Origin of the sequence: Prauserella marina (assembly GCF_002240355.1) — a bacterium.
In the GTDB taxonomy this organism is placed as follows: domain Bacteria; phylum Actinomycetota; class Actinomycetes; order Mycobacteriales; family Pseudonocardiaceae; genus Prauserella_A; species Prauserella_A marina.
Window position 1 is genome coordinate 5633009 of sequence record NZ_CP016353.1, and the last position, 23308, is coordinate 5656316.

At 65.8% G+C, this 23308-nt stretch carries 21 protein-coding genes; 11 read left to right on the forward strand and 10 right to left on the reverse strand.

Annotation, left to right across the window (positions count from 1 at the left end; all coding sequences use genetic code 11):
- Positions 1 to 191: 191 nt before the first annotated feature.
- Positions 192 to 1073, forward strand: coding sequence for a DUF5919 domain-containing protein (locus BAY61_RS26005; RefSeq protein WP_091809428.1), 882 nt, complete (start codon positions 192 to 194; stop codon positions 1071 to 1073).
- Positions 1070 to 1867, forward strand: coding sequence for an inositol monophosphatase family protein (locus BAY61_RS26010; protein ID WP_091809426.1), 798 nt, complete (start codon positions 1070 to 1072; stop codon positions 1865 to 1867). The genes BAY61_RS26005 and BAY61_RS26010 overlap by 4 nt, the downstream gene beginning before the upstream one ends.
- A gap of 16 nt (positions 1868 to 1883) precedes the next feature.
- Here the strand turns inward: BAY61_RS26010 and BAY61_RS26015 are convergent, their stop codons facing one another.
- Complete coding sequence (locus BAY61_RS26015) at positions 1884 to 3281, reverse strand: Fic family protein (protein WP_091809424.1); 1398 nt, start codon at positions 3279 to 3281, stop codon at positions 1884 to 1886.
- Between the two features lie 1119 nt (positions 3282 to 4400).
- Here BAY61_RS26015 and BAY61_RS33120 point away from each other — a divergent pair.
- The 3 genes from BAY61_RS33120 (at position 4401) to BAY61_RS26030 (ending at position 6385) form a co-directional block, all read left to right on the forward strand.
- Positions 4401 to 4577, forward strand: coding sequence for a hypothetical protein (locus BAY61_RS33120; protein WP_170140283.1), 177 nt, complete (start codon positions 4401 to 4403; stop codon positions 4575 to 4577).
- A gap of 66 nt (positions 4578 to 4643) precedes the next feature.
- Positions 4644 to 5747 (forward strand): LLM class flavin-dependent oxidoreductase, encoded by a 1104-nt coding sequence (locus BAY61_RS26025; RefSeq protein ID WP_091809420.1) that lies wholly within the window; start codon positions 4644 to 4646, stop codon positions 5745 to 5747.
- A 14-nt stretch (positions 5748 to 5761) separates the two neighbouring features.
- On the forward strand, positions 5762 to 6385 hold the full coding sequence (locus BAY61_RS26030) for an FMN reductase (protein ID WP_091809418.1): 624 nt from the start codon (positions 5762 to 5764) through the stop codon (positions 6383 to 6385).
- Here BAY61_RS26030 and trpS read toward each other — a convergent pair.
- The 9 genes from trpS to BAY61_RS26075 all read right to left on the reverse strand — a co-directional run bounded on the left by trpS (position 6379) and on the right by BAY61_RS26075 (position 16122).
- On the reverse strand, positions 6379 to 7425 hold the full coding sequence (gene trpS / locus BAY61_RS26035; RefSeq protein ID WP_091809416.1) for a tryptophan--tRNA ligase: 1047 nt from the start codon (positions 7423 to 7425) through the stop codon (positions 6379 to 6381). The genes BAY61_RS26030 and trpS overlap by 7 nt on opposite strands.
- Positions 7426 to 7579: 154 nt before the next feature.
- A complete protein-coding gene (locus BAY61_RS26040) occupies positions 7580 to 8017 on the reverse strand; it encodes an SgcJ/EcaC family oxidoreductase (RefSeq protein ID WP_091809414.1) in 438 nt (145 codons plus the stop codon).
- A gap of 34 nt (positions 8018 to 8051) precedes the next feature.
- Complete coding sequence (locus BAY61_RS26045; protein WP_091809412.1) at positions 8052 to 9116, reverse strand: alpha/beta fold hydrolase; 1065 nt, start codon at positions 9114 to 9116, stop codon at positions 8052 to 8054.
- A gap of 19 nt (positions 9117 to 9135) precedes the next feature.
- The gene (locus BAY61_RS26050) at positions 9136 to 9660 is read right to left on the reverse strand and encodes a GNAT family N-acetyltransferase (RefSeq protein WP_091809410.1); all 525 of its coding nucleotides are present in this window, start codon (positions 9658 to 9660) and stop codon (positions 9136 to 9138) included.
- Complete coding sequence (gene map / locus BAY61_RS26055; RefSeq protein WP_091809408.1) at positions 9657 to 10424, reverse strand: type I methionyl aminopeptidase; 768 nt, start codon at positions 10422 to 10424, stop codon at positions 9657 to 9659. Before map ends, BAY61_RS26050 begins: the two co-directional genes overlap by 4 nt.
- Positions 10425 to 10491: 67 nt before the next feature.
- On the reverse strand, positions 10492 to 11646 hold the full coding sequence (locus tag BAY61_RS26060; RefSeq protein ID WP_091809407.1) for an acyl-CoA dehydrogenase family protein: 1155 nt from the start codon (positions 11644 to 11646) through the stop codon (positions 10492 to 10494).
- On the reverse strand, positions 11643 to 13616 hold the full coding sequence (locus BAY61_RS26065) for an acetyl/propionyl/methylcrotonyl-CoA carboxylase subunit alpha (RefSeq protein ID WP_091809495.1): 1974 nt from the start codon (positions 13614 to 13616) through the stop codon (positions 11643 to 11645). Before BAY61_RS26065 ends, BAY61_RS26060 begins: the two co-directional genes overlap by 4 nt.
- Before the next feature lie 5 nt (positions 13617 to 13621).
- On the reverse strand, positions 13622 to 15235 hold the full coding sequence (locus tag BAY61_RS26070; RefSeq protein WP_091809405.1) for a carboxyl transferase domain-containing protein: 1614 nt from the start codon (positions 15233 to 15235) through the stop codon (positions 13622 to 13624).
- Between the two features lie 83 nt (positions 15236 to 15318).
- Entirely contained in the window at positions 15319 to 16122 is an 804-nt protein-coding gene (locus BAY61_RS26075) for an SGNH/GDSL hydrolase family protein (protein WP_091809403.1), read from the reverse strand.
- A 153-nt stretch (positions 16123 to 16275) separates the two neighbouring features.
- Between BAY61_RS26075 and BAY61_RS26080 the strand changes: the two genes are divergently transcribed.
- From BAY61_RS26080 to BAY61_RS26105, 6 genes are all read left to right on the forward strand, one after another.
- Entirely contained in the window at positions 16276 to 16866 is a 591-nt protein-coding gene (locus BAY61_RS26080) for an SACE_7040 family transcriptional regulator (protein ID WP_091809402.1), read from the forward strand.
- A gap of 79 nt (positions 16867 to 16945) precedes the next feature.
- The gene (locus BAY61_RS26085) at positions 16946 to 17446 is read left to right on the forward strand and encodes a hypothetical protein (protein WP_091809401.1); all 501 of its coding nucleotides are present in this window, start codon (positions 16946 to 16948) and stop codon (positions 17444 to 17446) included.
- 62 nt (positions 17447 to 17508) lie between these two features.
- Complete coding sequence (locus BAY61_RS26090; RefSeq protein ID WP_170140284.1) at positions 17509 to 19167, forward strand: outer membrane protein assembly factor BamB family protein; 1659 nt, start codon at positions 17509 to 17511, stop codon at positions 19165 to 19167.
- Positions 19168 to 19220: 53 nt separating this feature from the next.
- Complete coding sequence (locus BAY61_RS26095; protein ID WP_170140285.1) at positions 19221 to 20918, forward strand: outer membrane protein assembly factor BamB family protein; 1698 nt, start codon at positions 19221 to 19223, stop codon at positions 20916 to 20918.
- A gap of 115 nt (positions 20919 to 21033) precedes the next feature.
- On the forward strand, positions 21034 to 21564 hold the full coding sequence (locus tag BAY61_RS26100) for a hypothetical protein (RefSeq protein WP_091809395.1): 531 nt from the start codon (positions 21034 to 21036) through the stop codon (positions 21562 to 21564).
- 162 nt (positions 21565 to 21726) lie between these two features.
- The gene (locus tag BAY61_RS26105; protein WP_091809394.1) at positions 21727 to 23295 is read left to right on the forward strand and encodes a PucR family transcriptional regulator; all 1569 of its coding nucleotides are present in this window, start codon (positions 21727 to 21729) and stop codon (positions 23293 to 23295) included.
- The last annotated feature ends 13 nt before the right edge of the window (positions 23296 to 23308 follow it).

Here is a 23308-nt window from a genome sequence, read left to right on the forward strand (position 1 = left end):
AGCTGTTGGAACCCTTTCCTCATCCGTCCGGCCGCACGGTTCGGCGGCACACTCCTAGATTCGGCCAGATGTGGGTCCCGTCACGACACCGCGCATGTCGCGTCTCGAACTTCTGACACTCACCGTGTCTCGTCTTTGTCTCATCCGAGTGGTACGGTCGTCTCCTCACCGACGTCACGGGGGTTGAGTCGATGGCCGACAAGCCGATCGTGCTGAAAGTCCTATTGCGACAGAAGCACCTGCAAGGGCACCGCGCGTTCTGCAAGGAGTACGACAAACTCGCGAAGCAGATCGAGCCCGATCTCGTAGGGAGCTGGCCGAGCAAGGCGCAGTTCTACCGCTGGCTCTCGCGCGACATTCAGGGACTGCCGTACGCGCATCACTGCCGGATTCTGGAAGCAATGTTGCCGGGGTGGACCGCCGAACAGCTGTTCCAGGAGCACACGGGCGGTATCGAATTCGTACCCGAACCCCCGAACTCCGCCAGCACGGGCCGCCCGGCGAAGCCACCGCAGCCCACCATGCAGGGCATGGCCGACGTGACCGCCGTGTTCCCGAGTCGACCAGCGTTCTCGCACGAGATTCCACCGCACAAGCTCTTCGACAGCGCCGAGCAGATCAACATGGTCGGCCTGTCGCTCAACCTCTTGTGCCAGAGCTACCCAGACCGATCCCTGCTCGACCTCCTCGAGTCCGGAACCGTGGTCCAGTGCCTGTTCCTCTCTCCGGACGGGCGATACATCAAGGAACGCGAGCAGGAGGAGGCACATCCCCAGGGAGTGCTCTCGACGCTGACCACGCTGAACATCCAGACGCTGCAACGCCTGCACGGCAAGCTCTCGCCGGAGGCACGCGGAAACCTGCGCATCCGCACCTACGACGAGGCCGTCCGGTTCAACATCACCGTGGTCGATGACGCGACCTGTGTCGTGCAGCCCTACCTACCGGATGCTCGGGGAGTGGAGTCCCCGACGCTGGTGATCGAGAAGCAGCCGGGACCGCCGGGCCTGTTCGAAACGTTTTCGCAGGTGTTCGAGTCGATGTGGGCACGCAGTACGGAGGTCGCCACGTGAAGGACCTGAATGCCTTGCTCGCGATCGCACAGGAAGCCGCGAACATCGGTGCGAAGCTCATGACGACCTCAGCGCCGGGAACCGTTCGCGCCAAGGGTGACCGCGACTATGTGACCGAGCTGGACATCAAGATCCAGCACGAGATCCAGGACCATTTACGCCGCGCGACCCCGGATATCGACTTCCTCGGCGAGGAAGAAGGCGGGGGCACGATCGATGAGAGCACCGAGCACGTGTGGGCGCTCGATCCGATCGACGGCACCTCGAACTTCGCCCACGGCATTCCGCTCTGTGCGACCTCGCTAGCCCTGGTCCACCGAGGCGAGCCCGTAGTGGGTGTCATCGTCGCGCCGTTCCTGAACCTGCGCTATCACGCCACCAAGGGCGGCGGAGCGTACTGCAACGACAAGCCCATCCACGCCAGCGAGACCACCGACCTCAGCCGCGCCATCGTCTCAATCGGCGACTACGCCACCGGGCCCGGAGCCGAGGAGAAGAACCGCCGCCGCTTCGCTGTCACGCAGGCGTTGGCCGAGAACGTCGAGCGGGTGCGCATGTTCGGTGCGGCGTCGTTGGATCTCGCCTGGGTGGCCGAAGGCCGCACGGACGCATGCGTGATAATGTCCAATAAGCCGTGGGATATGGCATCCGGCGGATTACTCGCACGCGAGTCATCCGCATCGATTACGGATATAGACGGGTTGCCACACGACTTCAAATCGCGAACAGTTGTCGCAACAACGGGCCACCTCAAGAGACCACTGGTTTCTATTTTTGGAAACCCTAATATATGAACCCGGAATGGGCAGATCAACCCGCCAACCTGGACAATCGCAGCGTTAGTCCCTTGTCAATCCTTTCGGCAATTTCAGCCGCACTGTCCACGATGCCACCGAACCGCACCCTATCTTCCACAACGGCATAAACATTCCTACCATTACCGGGAGTTACGCACACCTCCCGCATGCCCCCCACTTCTGAGGGATGAGCCTGCCGGTAAGGCCTCGTTCGATAACTTCCTGCACGCACAGAAAAGAACAGCGACGGATAGCGAACCAAGCTATCAACATGGCCGCTTATGTTTACCGACGAGTACCCAACCCATACCAGAAGATCCAGGCTAGCCTTAGAAGCAACAAATAGCCACGTTGCACCTGAGGCATCCTGCTCACTGAGCAGGCCAAAGGATTGTACATCTAGCGCACCCATATCATGGATGCGAAAGCGACGGAGCTGCAGTTCGCCAAATAGACGCGAAGAGAAATCGTTGAAAGACGATTGCCACGAGCGAAAAACGTTGGACTTTTCGCGACCAATGTCGTCACGCAAGATACGCCTCAAAAAATGCGGCTTGTCTATCTCTCGCCCGAAGCGCTTAATAGCGTCCAAAAATATTCCCGTGAGCGGCAAGATGTCACCGCCAGTATCACTATGACCAAGTGCGTCAATGTAGATAGCACGCTGGGTATTGTGTGCGATGATAGCAGGAGGAAGTCCCACCTTCGCCAAGATGAGGTTAGCTATCAGTCGCGCAAGACGACCATTTCCATCCTCGAACGGATGGATATGTGTCAGCCACGCATGCACAATAGAAGCTTTTATTGTTCCCGGCATGGCCGTATCACGCGCCATCCACGATACCAACTCATGCATGGCCTGCGGCGTATCACTTGGGAAATGCGGCTCATGCACTCCATCTCCCGATATCGTCACGTGCCAATGCTTGTAGCGCCCAGCAAATCTTTCACCCAACGAAATCATCTCGTGCATTTGACGTATATCTGCCTCCGTCATCGGACGCCCAGATTTCATGTTCTCCAACAGAGACTCACCGAGCACCTTGGCGCCATGCAGACCCAATACTTCTACCAAATGCGCATCGCGGCGCAAACCATCAACAAAGGCGTGGTCATGCAAAATTCCAACCGCAGAGGAAATCCGGTCCGCATGGTTCGATTCCAGAATCGTTGCCGTCTGAGGCAATGAGGGACCAAGGCCTTCGATTGAGTTGCTTTCGTACACCTCGCGAGCGCGCTGACCGCGATAAAAATCCGCAAACGCGCCAGCATCCATAAGCTTCCGCGCGGCGCTCTGCATCTTCGCGGAGACACGCGCCTCCACATCACGTACACGCGTAAGTTCCGCTGCTACATCAGAGCCGTCCGGCAGCGAGTAGGGACATCCGCTCAGGAAGTCTTCCACGGACATCAGATAGCTCCCTTCAATACGAACGTCAGCCTTCTGCCGAACTTGGCTCTATGGGATCAAGTCGCGCCGCCGACGGCGGCGCGCACGTCGCCTCCCGACGCCGTGCTCGGGCGGCGGGCCGCACCCATCCCGGCACGCCGGGCTCCCGCTCCGCTACGCCCGGCGGCCGGTCGGTGCGGCCCACAGCGCCCGGCACGGGTCGCCAGCCGCCAGCGGCGCGCTTGTCCACGTCGAGCAAGCCCCAGCCCCTCTCCAGCGTCGTATCTCATCGGTCGGTCACCGCGAGTGATCTGTTACGGGCTCCCTCCGCCCCGACGCCTGATCGTGACAACGGCCGGTCACACCGCGTCAAGGGCGCTTCGCGTCGCTGCGCGATCTACGACCCTTGACACGGCACAACCGGCCGCGTGTTTGGCTTCATGTCGGGATGGAGGAGGTGGGCTGGGCAGGCTCGCGCCAGGCCGTCTCCAGGCCGTGAGAGGTCGAGCAGACCCGAGTAGCCGCGAGAAACGACGGCAAACGTCTCCGCAGGTCAGAGGCGGTTTTTAGCTCATCTCGCCAGGTGGCCGCCGACCGGCAGCGAGATCCTGGACATCTTCGAAGGCACGCAACAAATCCAGCAACTCATCGTGGCCCGCCGCCTGCTGGGGAAGACCTCGGCGGAGCTGAAATAGCCCACAAGGGCTGGAGCTTCGCCGAGCGGCAAGCCCCCCGCCCGAGCCGCCGAGATCTGCGCTGGGGCCCGCGAGATCTGCGGTCCGGCCGCCGAGATCCGCCCCCAGGTCGTCGAGATCCGCGCTGAGGCCGTCGAGATCCGCACTGGGGTCGTCGAGTTCCGCGTCGGGGCGGGCGAGATCCGCAATCCCGCACGCGAGATCTGTGGCCGAGGACGCGAGAGCTGCGCTCGGGCGGGCGAGATGCGCATTCGGATATACGAGTTGCCCGTTCGCGCTGGTGGGCCTCGGCTGCCAGCGCGCGGGCAGGCGAGGTCCCGCTCAGGGACGGAGGCAAAGCCCCACCGGCGGCCGCGAGCCACCCACGGCAGCTGACCCGCCGACCAATGGTCACCGTCCGACGTTTTCGGCTACTCCGAGTGAGAAGAGGGCTGGTCGCCGCGCGATGCGAACGGCGCCCTCGCGGCAACTGTGGCACGTCAAGGACCTGAATGTGCATCTCGACAACCTGGACGCGCATCTCGACAACCTGAACGCGGATCTCGGCGCCCCGAACGCGGATCTCGGCGACTCCACCGCGGAACTCGACGGCTTGCGCGGGGGACTCGCGGGGCGGGAATAGGCAACCCGGACCGCCCGTTACCCTAGATAGTTGAGCGCACAAATTCTTCCAAGCAAGGGGATTGCCATGCAGTTCGGGATCTTCACCGTCGGTGACGTCACGACCGATCCCACCAACGGGACGACGCCGAGCGAGTTCGAGCGCATCAAGGCCATGGTCGCCATCGCACTCAAGGCCGAGGAGATCGGCCTCGACGTCTTCGCGACGGGCGAGCACCACAACCCGCCATTCGTGCCCTCGTCGCCGACCACCATGCTCGGCTACATCGCCGCTCGCACCGAGCGGCTGATCCTCTCGACCTCCACGACGCTCATCACCACCAACGACCCGGTGAAGATCGCCGAGGACTTCGCGATGCTGCAAAACCTCGCGGACGGCAGGGTCGACCTCATGCTGGGCAGGGGCAACACCGGCCCGGTGTACCCCTGGTTCGGCCAGGACATCCGCATGGGCATCCCGCTCGCGATCGAGAACTACGCCCTGCTGCACGAACTGTGGCGCAAGGACGTCGTCGACTGGGAAGGCCGTTTCCGCACGCCGCTGCAAGGTTTCACCTCGACGCCGCGCCCGCTGGACGGCGTCCCGCCCTTCGTCTGGCACGGCTCCATCAGGAGCCCGGAGATCGCGGAACAGGCCGCCTACTACGGCGACGGTTTCTTCGCCAACAACATCTTCTGGCCGAAGGAGCACTTCATGCGGCTCATCGGCCTCTACCGCCAGCGCTACGAACACTACGGACACGGCTCGGCCGACCAGGCCATCGTCGGACTCGGCGGCCAGGTGTTCATGCGCAAGAACTCGCAGGACGCGGTGCGCGAGTTCCGGCCCTACTTCGACAACGCTCCCGTCTACGGCCACGGCCCTTCGCTTGAGGACTTCACCGAGCAGACGCCGCTGACCGTCGGCAGCCCGCAACAGGTGATCGACAAGACGCTGAGCTTCCGCGAATCCTTCGGCGACTACCAGCGCCAGCTTTTCCTGATGGATCACGCCGGTCTCCCGCTGAAGACCGTTCTCGAACAACTCGACCTGCTCGGCGAAGAGGTGCTTCCGGTGCTGCGCAAGGAGTTCGCGGACCGCAGGCCCGCTCACGTCCCGAGCGCGCCCACTCACGCCTCACTGCTCACCACCAAGCAGAACAACACCGAAGCAGCCGTCGTCGGCAACTGACCAGGAAGGCAGCAATGACAACGTTGAAACTGGCGGTCGTCTCGGCGGGACTCACGGAGCCGTCGTCGACGAGACTGCTCGCCGACCGGCTCTCCGAGGCCGCGAGTACGCGACTCACCGACGAAGGCCGCCCCGTCGAGGTCACCGTGGTCGAACTGCGCGACCTTGCCGTCGACATCGCCAACAACTTCGTCGCCGGTTTCCCGAGTCCGAAACTCGCCGAGGCCATTGAAGCCGTGACCGTGGCAGATGGTCTGATCGCGGTGACCCCGATCTTCACCGCCTCCTACAGTGGACTGTTCAAGTCCTTTTTCGACGTCATCGACAACACGGCGCTGATCGGCAAACCGGTGCTGCTTGGAGCGACGGGTGGCACGGCCCGCCATTCCCTCGCACTCGAACACGCACTGCGGCCGATGTTCTCCTATCTGCGCGCGATTGTGGTGCCTACGGCCGTCTACGCCGCGTCCGAGGACTGGGCGTCTCGGCAGGAATCGGGCCTCTCCAGTCGAGTCGCCCGCGCGGCGGGCGAGCTTGCCGGCCTACTGACCGGCAGCCCGTCTGCCGGTGAACCCGACGAGGACGTCATCGTCCCTTTCGAGCAGCAACTCGCCGCTCTGCGAAACGGCGCTCAGTAGTTCATTCCCATCAGCTCGCGAACATCGGCCAAAGTGGACTCCGCGACCTCGGTCGCCCTGTTGTTGCCACGGCGCAGGATGTCACGCACCTGTGCCGGGTCGGCGGCGAACCCCGCGCGTGCTTGCCTGATCGGCCGGAAGTACTCGTTGACGCTTTCGGTGACAACGGCCTTGAGGGCACCGGCGCCGCCGCCACCGATGTCCGATGCAACCGCCTCGGGTTCGCGGTCCTGGCACAACGCCGCGAGTAGCAGCAGGCTGGACACCTCCGGCCGGGAACCGGGATCGTAGTGGATGTCCCGCTCCGAATCGGTCTTCGCCCCTCGGATCAACGCGGCCGTTTCGTCGGCCGTCGCCGAGATGGGAATGGCATTGTTCCTGCTCTTGCTCATCTTCTGACCGTCGGTGCCGAGCAACGAAGGCGCCTTGCTCAGCAGGGCGTCCGGTTCGGCGAAGAGGGTTCCGTACCGCTCGTTGAACCGGCGCGCCACGAGCCGCGTCAGTTCGAGGTGCGGCAACTGGTCTTTTCCGACGGGCACAAGGTTAGCGTGGCAGAACAGGATGTCGGCCGCCTGATGCACGGGATAGGTGAACATCAGCCCGCTGACGCTCGACTGCCTGCTTGCCGTGATCTCTTCTTTCACAGTGGGATTGCGCCGGAGTTCGGCTACGGTGACCAGACTCAGAAACGGCAACAACAACTGGTTGAGCGCGGGAATCGCGCTGTGCGCGAATAAGACGGCCTCGCCGGGATCGATCCCTACGGCAAGATAGTCCAGCAGCAGGGCCTCGACGTTGGCATCGACCGCCTCGGTGACATCGCGATCGGTCAGCACCTGGTAGTCGGCGACGAGCACGAAAAGCTCGACCCCGAGCCGCTGAAGCCGCACCCTGTTCTGCAAACTGCCGAAATAGTGTCCAATATGGAGCTTCCCCGTCGGCCGGTCTCCGGTGAGCACCCTGAACGCCGCCGGATCACTTTCGACTGCCCGCTCCACTTCGGCACCGCGGGATCTCGCCGCGGAAAAACTTTCCGTCATGACACCCTCCTTGATTACGAGGGTCGTCTCACCACGCCGGACGCGCGCCCGGGCCGCGCGAGACGGCCCGGTTTCGACATGCGTCAGTCGTGGCCGCCCTCAGGGCAGCCACGACCACAGGTGACGCGAGTTCATTCCGCCAAGCATAGTCGAATCAGGAGGGAACCAGCGTGTTCTGCCTCACGACGATCCACCACCGGTCGTTCTCCTTCTCCAGCACGTAGAGCGCCAGCATGGCCGGATCCTCGTCGATCAATCGCCCCGCCGAGGTGGTCGCCCGCGCCTGCTTGTGCACGAGCGCGACGTCCGGCCTGACGAAGTTGATCTCGATGACGTCGTAGCGCACGTACTGATCCTTGAGAAAGCTCGCGAGCCCCTGCTGATTGGCTGCGAGCAGCGCTTCCCTGCCCACGATCCGCTTGCCGACCGCGTTGACCACACTCGCCTCCGCGGCGAAATACTTCGTCATCAGCTCGGCGTCATTGGTGTTGTACGCGGTTTCGGTGTCCTCGATGACCTTCTTCAGCGCGGCGATGTCCGCATCGGTTCCGGGACCTTTGACGACAGGAGACTGAGCGTTCTTCGTTTCCATACCGTCCATCCTGGAACCTCAAGCATACTTGAGGTCAAGACCCGATGTGGTCGGTGAGGAATTCGTCGAGGTGTCGCCAGGTCGTGTCGCGAGCCCCGCGCCCGGTGAGGACGCCGAGATGCCCTCCTGGCGCCAGCTCGTACCGCACCTCCGGCGCCTCGTCGAGCAGACCGACGAGGCGCTGCACCGCCCTTCGCGGGGCGATCATGTCGTTCTCGCCGGCGACGACCAGCGTCGGAACCTGAATCTTGGAAAGGGAAATCACCCTGCCGCCGAGCGCGACCTTGCCTTCGGCGAGATCGTTCGCCCTGAAGAACCGGTGATATATCTGTCCGAACGTACGGCCGGGGTAGGCGGCCATGTTGTCCATGAAGTGATCGACGGCCTCGATCTGGGCGAGAAAATCGCGATCGTCCAGATTGCGCAGGATGGCGATCGGTTTCGTGATTTCCTTGTTGATCCCGGTCGCCTTGAACACCCGGCTGACCACATAGGACGGAGCGCTGCCGAGCATCCGGTAGAACGGGGTGAGCAGGTGACCTCCCGTCGCTTCGATCAGCGGGCGGAAGGGCGCGACGAGCGGGATGGCAGTGAAATCGAAGGGGGCGGCGATGGTGCTGATGGTCTCGACGGGCAGCTCCGGCCGGTCGGCCGCCGTCAGCACGGAGAAGATCCCGCCGAGACACCACGCGACGATGTGAACGGGCTGCCCGCCCGCGTCCGCGCTGACCTTGCGGATGGTTCTGGGCAGTACTTCCTCGACCCAGTGCTCGACACCGAGCCCGCGATCGGCGAAGGCGACGCTGCCGTAGTCGACGAGATAGGTACGCCGCCCCGAATCCACGAGGTGTTCGGCGAGACTGCACCCTCTGCGCAGGTCGAAACACAACGCGGGAGCTGCCAGCGGCGGCACGAGCAGCACCGGCGGGCCCGCTGCCGCCGGTTCGCCCGAGCTGCCGGAGAGCCGGTACACGGAGCGGTTCGGCCCCTGGTCGATGAGCACTCTCGGCACCGGACGCAGATCGGCGACACCCCCGTGCACGACCTTGTCGAGCACGTTGAAGGCGGCGGAAGCCAGCTTCATCGGCGGTGATGTCATCGGCGCGCCCCCTTCGTCGTCAGTGAGACACGTTACCGAAGCGGTACTCCAGCACCTGGCCCTGCCATTCGCCGACGGTGAACCGTTGCGCGGGCGTGAAGCCCAGCTTCTGATAGTGCCTGGCGAGCGCGCCGTCGCCGCCTGCCCAGCAGTCGACCCGCATGAGGTCGACTCCGCGCTGAATCGCTTGCCGCTTGGCGTGGTCGATGAGAAACCGGCCGACGCCGTTGCCGGCGTGCGCCCTGGAGGTCAGCAACAGAACGACGTACAACTCTGGCTCGGCGGCGGGCTCGATGTAGGGGGTGGGCCGATCACTGGTGATGATGACCCCGGCGGGCTCGCCATCGATCTCGGCGACGGCGAGTCCGGGCTCGGCGGCGAGTTCACGTACCCGCTCCACGCGCTGGGGGATCCGCGACCACGGCGTCGAACCCCACTGTCCTTCGCTTCCTCTCGCGGTGAGCCAGGCGACCGCCTCATCGAAGAACCGCAGGATCAGATCCGCGTCGTCCTGGCTTCCCTTCCGCAGTGAAATATCGGTCATGGCGCCGTCAGAACGCGAGGGCCGTCCGCGGTGACCGCGACGGTGTGCTCGACGTGGGCGGCCCTGCTGCCGTCCTTGGTGTGCAGCGTCCAGCCGTCGTCGGCGGTGCGGTACTCGTCGCCGCCGCCTGCGACGAACATCGGTTCGATGGCGAAGACCATGCCCTTGTGCAGCCGCAGTCCCTTTCCCCGCCTGCCTTCGTTGGGTACGTGCGGTTCCTCGTGCATGGTCCTTCCGATGCCGTGCCCTCCGTGGTCGGCGAGCAGGCCGTAGCCCGCTTTCCTGCCGACGGCACCGATGGCATGCCCGATGTCGCCGAGCCGGTTGCCTTCGACGGCGGCCGCGATGCCAGCTGCGAGCGCGCGTTCGGTGGTCGCGATGAGGTCGAGGTCGCGGCGGTCGGCCTGGCCGACGACGAAACTGATGGCGGCGTCGCCGTACCAGCCGTCGACACCGGCACCGAAGTCGACGCTGAGCAGGTCGCCTTCCCTGAGCCGGTAGCCGGTGGGGATGCCGTGCACGACGGCGTCGTTGACGCTGGCGCACAACACGGCGGGGAAGGCGCTCGGCGCCCATCCCGGGTGGTAGTTCAGAAACGGCGAGGTCGCCCCGGCTTTGGCGAGCACGTCGGCGGCGACCTCGTCCAGTTCAAGCAGCGAGGTGCCGACTGCGGCGTGCTCCCTCACCTCCCGCAACGCGGTGGCGACCACCTTGCCCGCGATCCGCATCGCGTCGATCTCGCCTGGCGTCTTGAGTTCGATCACTGTCGGCACACTCCACAACCTGGGATAGTTATACCGGTATGCCTATCACATCCCGGGCGGCCGGTCCTCAGCGCAGGCCGAGTTCCCGCGCGATGAGCATGCGCTGCACCTCGCTGGTGCCCTCGCCGACCTCAAGGATCTTGGCATCGCGATAGAACCGGCCGACGGGGAACTCGTTCATGAAACCGTAGCCGCCGAAGATCTGGGTCGCGTCGCGGGCGTTGTCCATGGCCGCGTTGGAGGACACCAGCTTCGCGATGGCGGCCTCCTTCTTGAACTGCTCGCCACGCAGCATCTTCGCCGCAGCCTGATAGTAGGCGAGCCTCGCCGTGTGCGCCCTCGCCTCCATGTCCGCGATCTTGAACTGAATGGCCTGGTAAGCACCGATCTTGTTGCCGAAAGCCTCGCGCTCACCGGCATAGCGAAGGCATTCGTCGACGCAGCCCTGAGCCAGCCCCACGCCGAGAGCGGCGATCGCGATCCTTCCTTCGTCCAAAATGGACAGAAACTGCGCGTAGCCCCTTCCTCGCTCACCGACGAGATGGCCCGCTGGTACGCGGCAATCGGAGAAAGCCAGCTCGTGGGTGTCGGACGCGGACCAGCCGACCTTGGAGTACTTGGGCGCGACCGTGAACCCCGGTGTTCCGGAGGGTACGAGTATCGCGGAGATCTCCTTGCCACCATCGGGCTTCCTGCCCGTCACGGCGGTGACCGTGACGAAGCTGGTGATGTCGGTTCCCGAGTTCGTGATGAACGCCTTGCTGCCGTTGATGATCCACTCGTCGCCGTCGAGTCGCGCGGTCGTCGCGGTCGCGCCCGCGTCCGATCCGCCTCCCGGCTCGGTGAGCCCGAAGGCCCCCAGTGCCTCGCCGGTACACAGCGAGGGCAACCAGGTCCGCTTCTGTTCCTCGCTGCCGAACCGGTACAGCGGCATGGCACCGAGCGAGACACCGGCCTCCAGCGTGATGGCGACGGAGGAATCGACCCTCGCCAGTTCCTCCAGCGCGAGGCACAGCGCGAAGTAGTCACCGCCCATACCGCCGTGTTCCTCGGGGAACGGCAACCCGAACAACCCCATGGAACCCATCCGTGCCACGAGGTCGTAGGGAAACTCCTCGCGCTCGTAGAAACCGGCGATGACGGGCGCGACCTCGGCCTGCGCGAAGTCCCGCACCGTCTTGCGCAGTGCCTCGTACTCCTCGTCCAACCTGAAGTCGATCATGATGGCTCCTCGTGGGTGACCAGTGCCAGTGGTTCGTCGAGCGCGACCTGTTGGCCCGCACGGACGTGCAATTCGCTGACGACACCGTCGAAGGGCGCGGTGATGGTGTGCTCCATCTTCATGGCCTCGACGACGACGAGCGGGGTGCCCTCGGCGACCACGTCCCCACGGGCGACCTTGACGACGAGAACGGTGCCAGGCATGGGACTCACCACTGGGCCCTGGTCGACGGTGTCGGCGTGCCCGGCGAGCAGGTTGGGCCGCTCCCCCACGGCGACGGTCCTGCCATCTCTGGTCAGCCACAGTGTTCCGTCGGCCGCCTTGGCCCTCCGGTAACGCAGATACCGGCCTTCCCACCACAAGCCGAGTCCGTCATCCGTGCGTTCGGCCGAGGCGGGTCGCGCCGGTTCGCCCTGGACACCGACCATCGCTTTCCGCGGTGTCCCCGACACCCGCAACAGCGCCTCGGTATGCTCCGCGGCGAGCAGGAAGCTCACCCCGGCGGCACCGCCGAGCCGCCAGCCACCCGGCAGGTCCCACGGGTCGGTCACCTCGCCACGCGGGGTCAGCGTCAGCAGCCTGTCCATGGCGGCGGCGACGAGGAAGTCGGTCTCTCCTTCCGGTGACGACGTGAGCGAATCCAGCTTGCGTTCGACGAGCCCGGTGTCAAGGTCGCCGGCGCGCACGTCCTCGTCGGCGAGCAGCGCGCGCAGGAACGGAATGTTGGTGTGCACGCCGAGTACCGCGGTCCGCGCCAATGCGGCGTCGAGCCGGTTCAGCGCGGCGTCCCTTTCCGGTGCCCACGCGACGACCTTGGCGAGCATCGGGTCGTAGTCGGAACCGACGACGGTGCCCTCACTCAATCCGGAATCGACCCTGACGCCATCGCCGCGGGGCTCGGCGAGGCCGAGCACGGTTCCCCCGGTGGGAACGAAACCCCGTGCGGGGTCTTCGGCGTATACGCGGGCCTCGACGGCATGTCCGGTGAGCTGGACGTCCTGCTGCCGCACGGAAAGTTCCTCACCGGACGCGACCCGCAGCTGCCATTCGACGAGGTCGGTTCCGGTCACGAGTTCGGTCACCGGATGCTCGACCTGCAACCGGGTGTTCATTTCCATGAAGAAGAACTCGCCTGGATCGGTCGCCGACACGATGAACTCGACGGTGCCCGCGCCGACGTAGCCGACGGACTTCGCCGCCTCGACCGCCGCGGCTCCCATCCGACCGCGCGTGTGCTCGTCCAGCAGCGCCGAAGGCGCCTCCTCGATGATCTTCTGGTGCCTTCGCTGGAGGCTGCATTCCCGCTCGCCGAGGTGAACGACGTTGCCGTGGGTGTCGGCGAGTACCTGGATCTCGATGTGCCGGGGAGTCGTGACGAACCGCTCGACGAGCAGCCGGTCGTCACCGAAAGCGCCGCGTGCCTCCCGTTGCGCCGACTCGACGGCTTCCGCGAGCGCTTCCGGTTCCGTGACCAGCCGCATCCCCTTGCCTCCGCCACCGGCGGATGGCTTGAGCAGCACCGGGTAGCCGATCTCGGCAGCGGCGACGGCAAGGTCGTCCACATCGGACCTTCCGGGGACAACCGGAACACCGGCGGCCGACACGGTCGCCTTCGCCCTGATCTTGTCGCCCATCGCTTCGATCGCCTCGGCGGGAGGGCCGACGAAGACGAGCCCCGCCTTCTCGCAGGCTCGCGCGAAGGCCGCGTTCTCGGCGAGGAAACCGTAACCGGGGTGGACGGCCCGCGCACCGCAGGCGACGGCAGCGGCTACGACGTCCGGAATGGACAGATAGCTGAGCGTTGCCTTCGCCGGGCCGAGCCGCACCGCGACGTCGGCCTCCCTCACGTGCCGCGCGCCCGCGTCGGCGTCGCTGTAACCGGTGGCCGCAAAGATTCCCATGCGGCGCAACGTCGAGATGATCCGCACGGCGATCTCGCCCCTGTTGGCGACGAATACGGTGTCGAACACCTGCATCACATCCTGAAGACGCCGTAGCCGACGGGGTCGAGCGGCGCGTTCGCCGAGGCCGACAGCGCGAGCCCGAGCACCATCCTGGTGTCCATCGGGTCGATGACGCCGTCGTCCCACAACCTCGCCGTGGAGTAGTACGGGTTGCCCTGATCCTCGTACTGCTCCCTGATGGGGGCCTTGAATGCCTCTTCCTCGTCCTCGGCCCAGTTCTGCCCGCGCGCCTCGATGCCGTCCCTGCGCACGGTGGCCAGCACGGAGGCCGCTTGCTCTCCACCCATCACCGAGATGCGCGCGTTGGGCCACATCCACAGGAACCGGGGCGAGTACGCCCTTCCGCACATCGAATAGTTGCCAGCGCCGAACGAGCCGCCGATGATGACGGTGAACTTGGGAACCCTCGCGCAGGCGACCGCGGTGACCATCTTGGCGCCGTGCTTGGCGATCCCGCCTGCCTCGTAGGCTTTTCCGACCATGAATCCGGTGATGTTCTGGAGGAAAACCAGCGGTATCGAACGCCGGTCGCACAATTCGATGAAGTGCGCGCCCTTCATCGCCGACTCGGCGAACAGCACCCCGTTGTTGGCGATGATGCCGACCGGGTGCCCGTGGATCCTGGCGAAGCCGGTGACGAGCGTCGTGCCGTACTCCTTCTTGAACTCACCGAACTCACTGCCGTCGACGACCCGCGCGATGACTTCCCTTACGTCGTAGGGGGTTCGCGAGTCGGTCGGCACGACACCGTAGAGCCCAGCGGGGTCGACGGCGGGCTCGGCGGTCGGCGCGACGTCCCACGGACGTGGCGAGCGGGGGCCCAGCGTCGAGACGATGGATCGCACCCTGCGCAGCGCGTCGGCGTCGTCGACGGCGAGGTGATCGGTGACGCCGGAGGCACGAGCGTGCACATCGCCCCCGCCGAGTTCCTCCGCCGTGACGACCTCGCCCGTCGCGGCCTTCACCAGCGGAGGACCACCGAGGAAAATCGTGCCCTGATCGCGCACGATGACCGCTTCGTCACTCATGGCCGGTACGTACGCGCCGCCCGCCGTGCAGGAGCCGAGGACGGCGGCGATCTGCGGGATGCCCCTGGCCGACATCGTCGCCTGGTTGTAGAAGATGCGGCCGAAGTGTTCCCTGTCGGGGAAGACCTCGTCCTGTCGCGGCAGGAACGCGCCGCCCGAGTCGACGAGGTAGATGCAGGGAAGGTTGTTGTGCAGCGCGACTTCCTGCGCGCGCAGGTGCTTCTTGACGGTCATCGGGTAGTACGTCCCGCCCTTGACCGTCGCGTCGTTGGCGACGATGACGCATTCCCTGCCGGACACCCTGCCGATGCCGGTGATGATTCCGGCGGAAGGTGCCTCGTCGTCGTAGAGCCCCGTCGCGGCGAGCGGGCTCAGTTCAAGCAGGGGCGAGCCGGGGTCGAGCAGCGCGTCCACCCTGTCGCGCGGCAGCAGCTTGCCGCGTTCGACGTGCCGGGCCCTCGCCTTCTCGGATCCACCCTGCCTCGCGACCTGGAGTCGCGCATCGAGGTCGCGCACCAGTTCGCTGTGCCGATCGACGTTGCGCGCGAACGAATCAGCCGCTGGATCGGCCGACGTCGGCAGCACTGGAGTGTCCATCACGCCCTCAGGTTAGCAGCCGTTAACACCTCTCTCAGGAGATGTTAACGGCTGCTAACGTCGTTGTAAACGACGCGAATGAATCAGGCGGCGACCGTCGCCATCGCACCCTCAAGCGCCGGCAGATAGCCGAGCGCCTGCCCGTTCCGGTTCGGGTGATAGGACTCGTCGACCGGCCAGGTGAGGCTGTTCAGCCACCAGTCGTCAGAGCAGATCTCGTGCCCGGTGAACGGACCACGAACGTCGACGAAGGTGAACCCGGCCGACTTCGCCTGATCGGAGGTCACGTCGGCGAGCGCGTCGGCGCCCGAGTTGATCGCGGCCCGCTTCGCCTCGCTCAGCCCGACGTCGCAGGAACCCTCAAGCTGATAGAAACGCGGGTAGCCGAGCACGATGACCTGCGCGTTCGGCGCCTTGCTCGAAATCGTGTCGTACACGTCGGTGAGCAGGGCAGGCAAGGTGTCCCGCACGTAGGTTTTGGCGTTTTCGACCCTGTCGATACAACTCTGGTCGCTTCCGAGCGTGCAGTCGGTCATCACGTCGGCAAACCCGGCGTCGTTGCCACCGACGGACACCGTGACGAGCGTCGTGCTCGCGCTCAGCGCGGAGGTCTGATTCAGCACGTCGGGCGTTCGCGCGCCCGAGCAGGCGACGAATTGGAAACTGGACACGTCGTGGGAATCGGCCCACAACTGGGGGTAGGCGTTGGCACTGCGCTTACAGGAACCGGAATCGCCGTAGTCACCAGCGCCGGTACCGGATGAGTAGGAATCGCCGAGCGCGACGTAGTCGGCTGCCACAGGGGCCGCCGTCGCGACTCCGGCACCGAGCAACGCGAGCGAGGCGACCATGAACGTCGCAAGCAAACGAAAAGCCTTCACCAGCATGGTCGACCCCTTCGTTAACCATTGGCCGAAAGAATCATTACCAGGCATTTCGTCGCCATGGAAGCGACACGGCGGCGTAGTAACCCAACCAGCCCACACCTGAAGTCGGACGGGATGTTAGCGCTCACTAACGGGCTCGAATACGATGACGGCATGTCCCCGAGCGCAGGTCCGCTTGCCGGCGGAGCCACAGCGAGCAGGCGTGAACAGATCCTCGCGGCAGCGGCGGACCTGTTCGCGAGGCGCGGGTTTCACGGGGTCGGCATCGACGACATCGGCGCCGCGGTCGGCATCTCCGGACCGGCGCTGTACCGGCACTTCCGCAGCAAGGACGCCATGCTCGGCGAGATGCTGACCTCGATAAGCAACCGGCTGCTCGAAGGGGGCAGGCAACACGCCGAGAAGGAAGGCAGCCCCGACGAGGTGCTTGCCGGGCTCGTCGCCTTTCATGTCGGCTTCGCGCTACAGCAGCCCGCGCTCATCACCGTGCAGGAACGCAACCTCGGCAACCTCGCCGAGCAGGACCGCAAGCAGGTGCGCGCGCTGCAACGCCGGTACGTCGAAGTGTGGGTGCGCGCGCTGCGCGCCGCGGTTCCGCAGCTCGACGAAGCACCGGCCCGCTCGGCGGCGCACGCCGTCTTCGGCCTCATCAACTCCACGCCCTACAACAGGCACCTGCCCGACGCCGAACTCGCCGAACTGTTGGGACATCTCGCGCTCGGCGCGTTGTACGCGGCGAAATGACGATCACGCTGCGCACATCCCGCCGGCTTGTTCAGCCTCACCCCTGCGGACGCTCCAAATCGGCTTTCCCTGGTGTTTGATGGGGCACGTGCACGCGGATCGAACCGGAGGCGAACAGGAGCCGCTCGTCGAGAAAGCACAGCGAGCGCTGATCGCGATGCGCTTCGGCGACGACGTCGAAGCGCTCGACGCGCTTGCCCCTTCCTCGACGGGGCAGCTCGCCGACACGCGAGCCATGATGATGCTGCTGTTCGGCGAGTGCAGCTCCATGGTCTCCACGCTCGGCGACGGCGGATCCGCACCGGTCAAGGTGCAGGTCTTCGACGAGGCAGGCGAGGAAGTGTCCATCGACCAGGCCGACCCGCCCGTCCGCACGGCCGTGCGGACCCTGCTGGCAGAAGTGCACGGAAACACCGAAGCCGCTGAGGAACAGGTCGAGATCGCGTTGGCCAGCGCGGCACCCGAGGAGGTCGCGAGCCTCGCCATCCAGGCGCTGCGATGGACCATGCGGCTGTCGACGGAATGTCTTGAGCGGGATCTGCCGGTCGCGCCGTGGATCGCGGCGGCCTTTGCCGACTGACCCACTTTCGGGCAGCGCGGACGAAAGCGGGAGGAAAGCGCCGACCGGCATCCTCTTTCCCTGTGCGTAAGCCCGGTGTTGCCCTGCTCTGTCTTCTTGTCGTGATCACCGGCTGCTCGGGTCCGGCGGGGCTGGATGTCGAGGTCGACCACGTCGTCGGCGAGGCTCCACCACCGCTCGGCGCCGAGGGACCGGAGGCCGAGGGGTTCACCGAATCGTGGCGAGCCCCCGTGAAGCTGCCCGAGGGTGACGCCCGGTTCGCGTTGTCCGCGGGCAACGTCGTCGCCGGCGGGGCGGACGGGGTCTTCGCCTTCGCCGCAACCACCGGCGAACCCACCTGGCGCTACGCGGAACCGGGGAGGACGCTCTCGGCCTGGGTCGCGACCGACGACACCGTCGTCATCGAGAGCCACGGCACCGACGCCGACGACAATCCGGCGGACTGGCACGTCATCGCGCTCGACAGCGGAACCGGCGAACGATTGTGGGAGCGGACGGACAACGAGTGGCGACTCGATTCCGGCGAGCCGGTCGCCGGGACCGTCCTCGGCCGGATCGGTGGCTACGAAGCACAGGGCATCGACGCCCGGACCGGCGAGACCCGGTGGAGTTTCGCGGCGAAGGACGTACCGGGAGGGTGTACCGCTCCCACCGGCGGTTCTGACCAGGCGACCGGCTCGTTCCTGTTGCAACTCGGCTGCGGGGGGAAGGACCCGGACCGGGTATTCGGCACGGTCGATGCCGAAACCGGGAAGGCACAATGGTTTCGCGCCATCCGCGAGGGGGACCGGTTCCCCCTTCCGGAACGGCGGCGCGACCTCAGCACCTACCGGATGGGATCCGGGGCACCGTTGCTCATCGACTGGGCCGGCAACGAGGTTCGCACCGAGGACGAGCATGCGCGCTGTCCTTGCGTGACCCTGGATCAGGGCGATCGCACGTTGCTGGCCTACCGCGTCCCCGACCTCGCGGGGAGGACATCCGGCTGGGTGAGCGAGCTCGGTGAGGACGGCGTTGCGAAGCCCGTCGCCGAGCTACGGAGTTCCTTGCACAGCACCAGCATCTACAGCGCCGCCGAGGGCCGGTTGTACGGCATCGGCCCGGCGAGACCCGGATTCCCCAGCACGACTCCGCTGCTCGTTGCCATGGTCGACGGCGAGGAGGTCAGCTATGCCGCGCTTCCCGTCGCGCTCGCCGAGAACACCAGAGAGGATCTTTGGTTCGAGGTCGCCGGTGAGCGAGTGTTTCTCGCCATGCGCCGCGAGGGCGACACCGAGTTCGTCATCAGCTCCTACACCCCGGCGAAGAAAGCAGGCGGTGCCGCCTTCGACGAGTGGACCGACCCGTGCACACTGCTTTCCGGTGTGGTGAAAGAGGAACGCGCCCTCCCGCCGGACGATCCCGAGTACGTGGGAGAGGTCAGCGTTCCGCTGACGCGGTGCTCCGGATATCTCCGGGTCGGGGAAAGGGAACCGGTCCGGTCGGTCGATCTCAGCGTGGTGTGGGTCGCGCCGAGCGCGGCCGAAGCCGAGGCGCTACTCGCCACATCGGGCGCCACGTCGGAATCGGCCGTCGGCGCGGATCAGGAACACCGCGACGAAACCGGTACCACGCTGCTCAGGGTGGGTGCGGTGATCGTGTCGGTCGACACGTTCGACTTCGAAGAAGACCAGCGCGACAAGGCATTGCGCGGCATCGTGACCAATCTCCGCGCTCGATGAGGAAACACGAAGAAATGCGGCCTGCCCGACGTCCGATCCGCGGTATCGCGGTCATGCTCTTCATCGCCCTGTTCCTCGTCACAGGTGGCACCAACCTCGCCCAGCCCGTCGTCTGGACAGAGCAGACCGTGCTGGACGACGCGCCGCCTCCGCTCGCGGAGCAAGGCCCGGCGGCAGGCGAGTTCACCGAAGCCTGGCGGACGTCTCTGACACTGCCCGAGTCGGCCCGATTCGCCTTGGCCGGAAGCAACATCGTCACCGGAACCCAGGATGAGGTCTTCGCACTCGACGCACGCACCGGCGAACCCACCTGGCGCTACCGCGAACCGGAACGAAAAATCGGGTCGTGGGCCACCACATCCGGCACCGTCGTCATCGGCAGTTCGGGGAAAGCTGGCAAGCACGAACTCAACCATCTCGTCGGTCTCGACGCGGAAACAGGAAGAATCCTGTGGGAGCAAGACAATTCGTCGTCTATCGACCCGCAGGACATGAACTTCGGCGGAAGCGTCATCCTCGGCGGGGAGGCGACGAACAACGTGATCGTCGTCGATGATGGCGATTCCCGCAAACGAGGAATCGAAGCGAGGACGGGCGAAACCTTGTGGAGCCTTTCCGCCGACGACCTTCCGGACGACTGCGTGCTGTCCCCGAATGACATGTGGGAGTTCTCCGGCAAACCGCTCATGCTGACCATCGACTGCCCCGAGGGCGACGATGCGCGATCCCGTTACGGCGCGGTGGCTGCCGCTTCCGGAAAACCGCTCTGGCTTTCCGACAAGAACGACACCGACTTCTTCGCCATGCGCAACGGGCTCGGCGTTCGCGTCGGCCCCGGTCGACCGCCGGTACTTCTCGGCCGCGACGGTGACGAACTCTTCACCGCGAGCGAAGCGAAATCGAGATGTCCGTGCGCGGTACTGGAAGGAGAGGACAGCATCCTGCTGGGCTATCGCTCGGCCGACGACAAGGGCACTTCGACGGTGGGCAGAATTGTCGAGATAGGACCGGAGGGTCACGTGAATCCCGTCGCCGAACTGCCGGAATTCCAGCCATTCCAGCTTTACACCGCGACGGACGAGCGGATGTACAGCGTCGCTGCCGTCAGACCCGATCTCAGCGAGCAACCCTATCTTCCGGTCGCCGCGCCGTTGCTGCTGACGACGATCGACAAGAACGGCGACGTCGAACACTCCACTCTTCCCACCGCGATCGCCGGTTACACCGAACAAAAATGGTTCGCGGCGGCGGGAGACCAGGTCTTCCTCGCCACGCTGAACAACGACGGCGGCGAGACCATCGTCCACTCCTATTCGCGCACGGGTGAGGCGGATCCCGCCGCGCCAGGCGGCATCGACTTCGCCGCGTGGCCGGACGCCTGCGCGCTGCTTTCCGGAATACCAGAACGCGGACCGTATCCCCCACCGGGCCAGGAAGTCAGTGTCGGCGACGTGGTTCTGCCACCGACGACGTGCGTCGGCTCGGCGGAGCTGCGGCATGTCGTGACCCTCGACGTCGTGTGGGTCGCGCGCTCGGAGGACGAGGCGGCGAAGCTGCTCACCGACGTGGGCGCGGACATCGGGTTCGGCTCCGGCCAGGAAGCCGACCAGGAATACGACGACGGGACGGGAAAAGTTCTGCTCAGAGCAGGAGCCGTGATCGTCGCGGTCACCGTTGACGACGTCATCGACGAAGCGGGACGCGAGAGCATCCTGCGCGACGTGGTGACCAACCTCCGCGAACTCGGCTGAGGCGTGCACATCTCCGTGGCCGTCACCGCGATCGGCACTCCCGCGAGGAACGTAGCCGCAGGTGTCGTTTCACGCCCGACGACGCGACAGGGGCAGCTGCCGGATTCTGCATCGCATGGCTACCTCGACCGGAAGCCGGCCCCGAATCCGGGTCGGCAGGCGCACCCGCAAATGGCTGCTGTTCACCCACATCGTCGCCTCGGTCGGCTGGCTGGGGATCGAAGCCTGCCTGCTGACCCTTGGCATACTCGGCGTGTCCAGCGACAACCCCGGTGTCGTCACGAGCTCCTACGTCATCGCGGGCGAACTCGGCGGCGTGTTCTATCTCCCCGCGAGCGTGCTCACCGCGCTGAGCGGTATCGCGCTCAGCCTGTGCACACCGTGGGGACTACTCCGTCACTACTGGGTGATCGCGAAGATCGTCATGACGATTCCGTTGCTCGTCGCCGGCAATCTCGTCGTCGTACCCGAGTTCGTCGAGGCAGGCAAAGCTGTCGCGGGCGGCGCTACGCCTGGCGACGTACAGCGGCTGCTCATCACGGCGATGCTCGCGGGGCTGGTGTTGCTCGCGGTGTCGACGCTGCTTTCGGTGTTCACCCCCGGAGGGAGAACCAAGCTGCACCCCGCGCGCTCGGCCGCGAAGTAGCGGCCTCGCACGAGTTCGAGTTCCCGGGTATCCATCAGGGCTGTATGCTCGGCCGATGGCGAAGGGCAACCCGCCTTCTCTCACATCCGCGGCGTGCCGCGTGCCGCGAAACGGCCGGTCTGCCGCGCAGGCGGGAACGTACGGCAAGAACCGCGAGATCTGATGGTTTCGGTACGCAGCGTGGTGGACAGGGTCGGGCCGACCCTGTTGCACGCCGTGTACCTCCCCGCCGACTGTCCCGCCGTCGCCGACGTCGTCATCGCGGAGCCCGGAGCCACCGGCCATCTCGGCGCGGGTGACCTCGTGCTGGCCGTCGCGGCAGGCAAGCCGGAAGAGGCGAGCGCGCTGATCGAGGCGGGCGCGAAGCACGGTTCCGCCGCCGTACTCGCCAAGCCACCGCTCGTGGGCAGACCGGCCCTCCGGCGGGCGGCCGAACGCGCGGGCATCGGCCTCATCGAGGTACACGCCGCGACGTCGTGGGCACAGCTGGTGTGGCTGTTGCGTACCGTGCTCGACGCGATCGCCGACGAATCCGAACCGCTTGAGAACGGCGAGGAAGGCAACGCGGGCGATCTGTTCCAGCTCGCCGACGCCGTCGCGTCCGTTGTGGACGCTCCGGTGACCATTGAGGACACCAACTCGCGGGTGCTGGCCTATTCCGAACGGCAGGATCTCACCGACCCGGCGAGGGTCGCGACCATCATGGGCCGCCGCATTCCCGACGACGTACTCACCAGGTTCCGTTCCCGTGGGGTCTTTCGCGACCTTTCCAAGGGAAGGCAGACGATCTTCGTGCCGGGCCAGCGGGACGGGACCCTGCCGAGGCTCATCGTGCCGATCAGGATGGGCGGCGAACTCCTCGGCTCGATGTGGGCCGTCGTCGCCGGTCCGGTCGCCGACGAAAGGGCAGCCGCTTTCGCCGACACCGCGCCCGTCGTCGCGCTGCACCTGCTGAGGAGGCGGGCACACGCCGACGTCAGGCGCAGGGCGTCGGCCGAGCTGCTGAGGGCGCTACTGCGCGGCGAACTCGGTACCAGGAAAGCGGTCGCGGAACTCGATCTCGCCGATGAACCACACCGCGTCGTCGTCATCGAAACGACAGCAGGCGAGACCGTCGACGGCGAGGGACTGCGGCTCGCGTTGCTCGAACGGATTTCCCACGGCATCGGCCGCAGGTTCACCGCCGCGGAGGACGGCGGCCTGCTCTACGCCGTCGTCGCCGACAGCGGGCGCACCAGCGCGTGGGCCCAGCTTCGCGACGCGCTGGCCGGTATCCCGTCCGGCCGCAAGACGGGGGCGCTTCGGGCGGCGGCCGGCAGCGCGGCACCACTGGGCGAGCTGGCGCGGTCCCGCAGACAGGCGGAAGAAACCCTCGGCCTGCTCAGAGCCGGGGTGCTCGACACGAAGGTTCCGTGCTTCGAAGAAGTGTGGACCGAACTCGCGCTGCACAGGGCCGCGACGGCGGCGCAGGCCGCCGGGATCACCGAACTCGGCCCGCTCGACGCGATCAGGGCCTACGACACGGCGAACGCGACCGACTACGTGGAGACGCTCTTCGAATGGCTTCGCCACCCCGGCGACCCGAGGGCCGCGGCCAAGGCGTTGCGGATCCACCCCAACACGCTGCGGTACCGGATGCGCAAGCTGCTCGACATCGTGCCGCTCGACCTCGACCATCCCGACGTCAGACTGGCGCTGCTCAGCCAGCTCATCGCGCTGCGCTGGGCGTGAACGCCCCGGCTTT

Excerpts from the sequence above, each read along its gene's own strand:
- BAY61_RS26030 (WP_091809418.1), top strand. The coding sequence starts at position 5,762 with ATGACAACGTTGAAACTGGCGGTCGTCTCGGCGGGACTCACGGAGCCG.
- BAY61_RS26045 (WP_091809412.1), bottom strand. The coding sequence starts at position 9,116 with ATGACATCACCGCCGATGAAGCTGGCTTCCGCCGCCTTCAACGTGCTC.
- BAY61_RS33120 (WP_170140283.1), top strand. The coding sequence starts at position 4,401 with ATGCGAACGGCGCCCTCGCGGCAACTGTGGCACGTCAAGGACCTGAAT.
- BAY61_RS26025 (WP_091809420.1), top strand. The coding sequence starts at position 4,644 with ATGCAGTTCGGGATCTTCACCGTCGGTGACGTCACGACCGATCCCACC.
- BAY61_RS26095 (WP_170140285.1), top strand. The coding sequence starts at position 19,221 with ATGCTCTTCATCGCCCTGTTCCTCGTCACAGGTGGCACCAACCTCGCC.
- BAY61_RS26005 (WP_091809428.1), top strand. The coding sequence starts at position 192 with ATGGCCGACAAGCCGATCGTGCTGAAAGTCCTATTGCGACAGAAGCAC.
- BAY61_RS26100 (WP_091809395.1), top strand. The coding sequence starts at position 21,034 with ATGGCTACCTCGACCGGAAGCCGGCCCCGAATCCGGGTCGGCAGGCGC.
- BAY61_RS26075 (WP_091809403.1), bottom strand. The coding sequence starts at position 16,122 with ATGCTGGTGAAGGCTTTTCGTTTGCTTGCGACGTTCATGGTCGCCTCG.
- BAY61_RS26015 (WP_091809424.1), bottom strand. The coding sequence starts at position 3,281 with ATGTCCGTGGAAGACTTCCTGAGCGGATGTCCCTACTCGCTGCCGGAC.
- BAY61_RS26050 (WP_091809410.1), bottom strand. The coding sequence starts at position 9,660 with ATGACCGATATTTCACTGCGGAAGGGAAGCCAGGACGACGCGGATCTG.
- BAY61_RS26085 (WP_091809401.1), top strand. The coding sequence starts at position 16,946 with ATGGGGCACGTGCACGCGGATCGAACCGGAGGCGAACAGGAGCCGCTC.
- BAY61_RS26105 (WP_091809394.1), top strand. The coding sequence starts at position 21,727 with ATGGTTTCGGTACGCAGCGTGGTGGACAGGGTCGGGCCGACCCTGTTG.
- BAY61_RS26060 (WP_091809407.1), bottom strand. The coding sequence starts at position 11,646 with ATGATCGACTTCAGGTTGGACGAGGAGTACGAGGCACTGCGCAAGACG.
- BAY61_RS26080 (WP_091809402.1), top strand. The coding sequence starts at position 16,276 with ATGTCCCCGAGCGCAGGTCCGCTTGCCGGCGGAGCCACAGCGAGCAGG.
- BAY61_RS26040 (WP_091809414.1), bottom strand. The coding sequence starts at position 8,017 with ATGGAAACGAAGAACGCTCAGTCTCCTGTCGTCAAAGGTCCCGGAACC.
- trpS (WP_091809416.1), bottom strand. The coding sequence starts at position 7,425 with ATGACGGAAAGTTTTTCCGCGGCGAGATCCCGCGGTGCCGAAGTGGAG.
- BAY61_RS26070 (WP_091809405.1), bottom strand. The coding sequence starts at position 15,235 with ATGGACACTCCAGTGCTGCCGACGTCGGCCGATCCAGCGGCTGATTCG.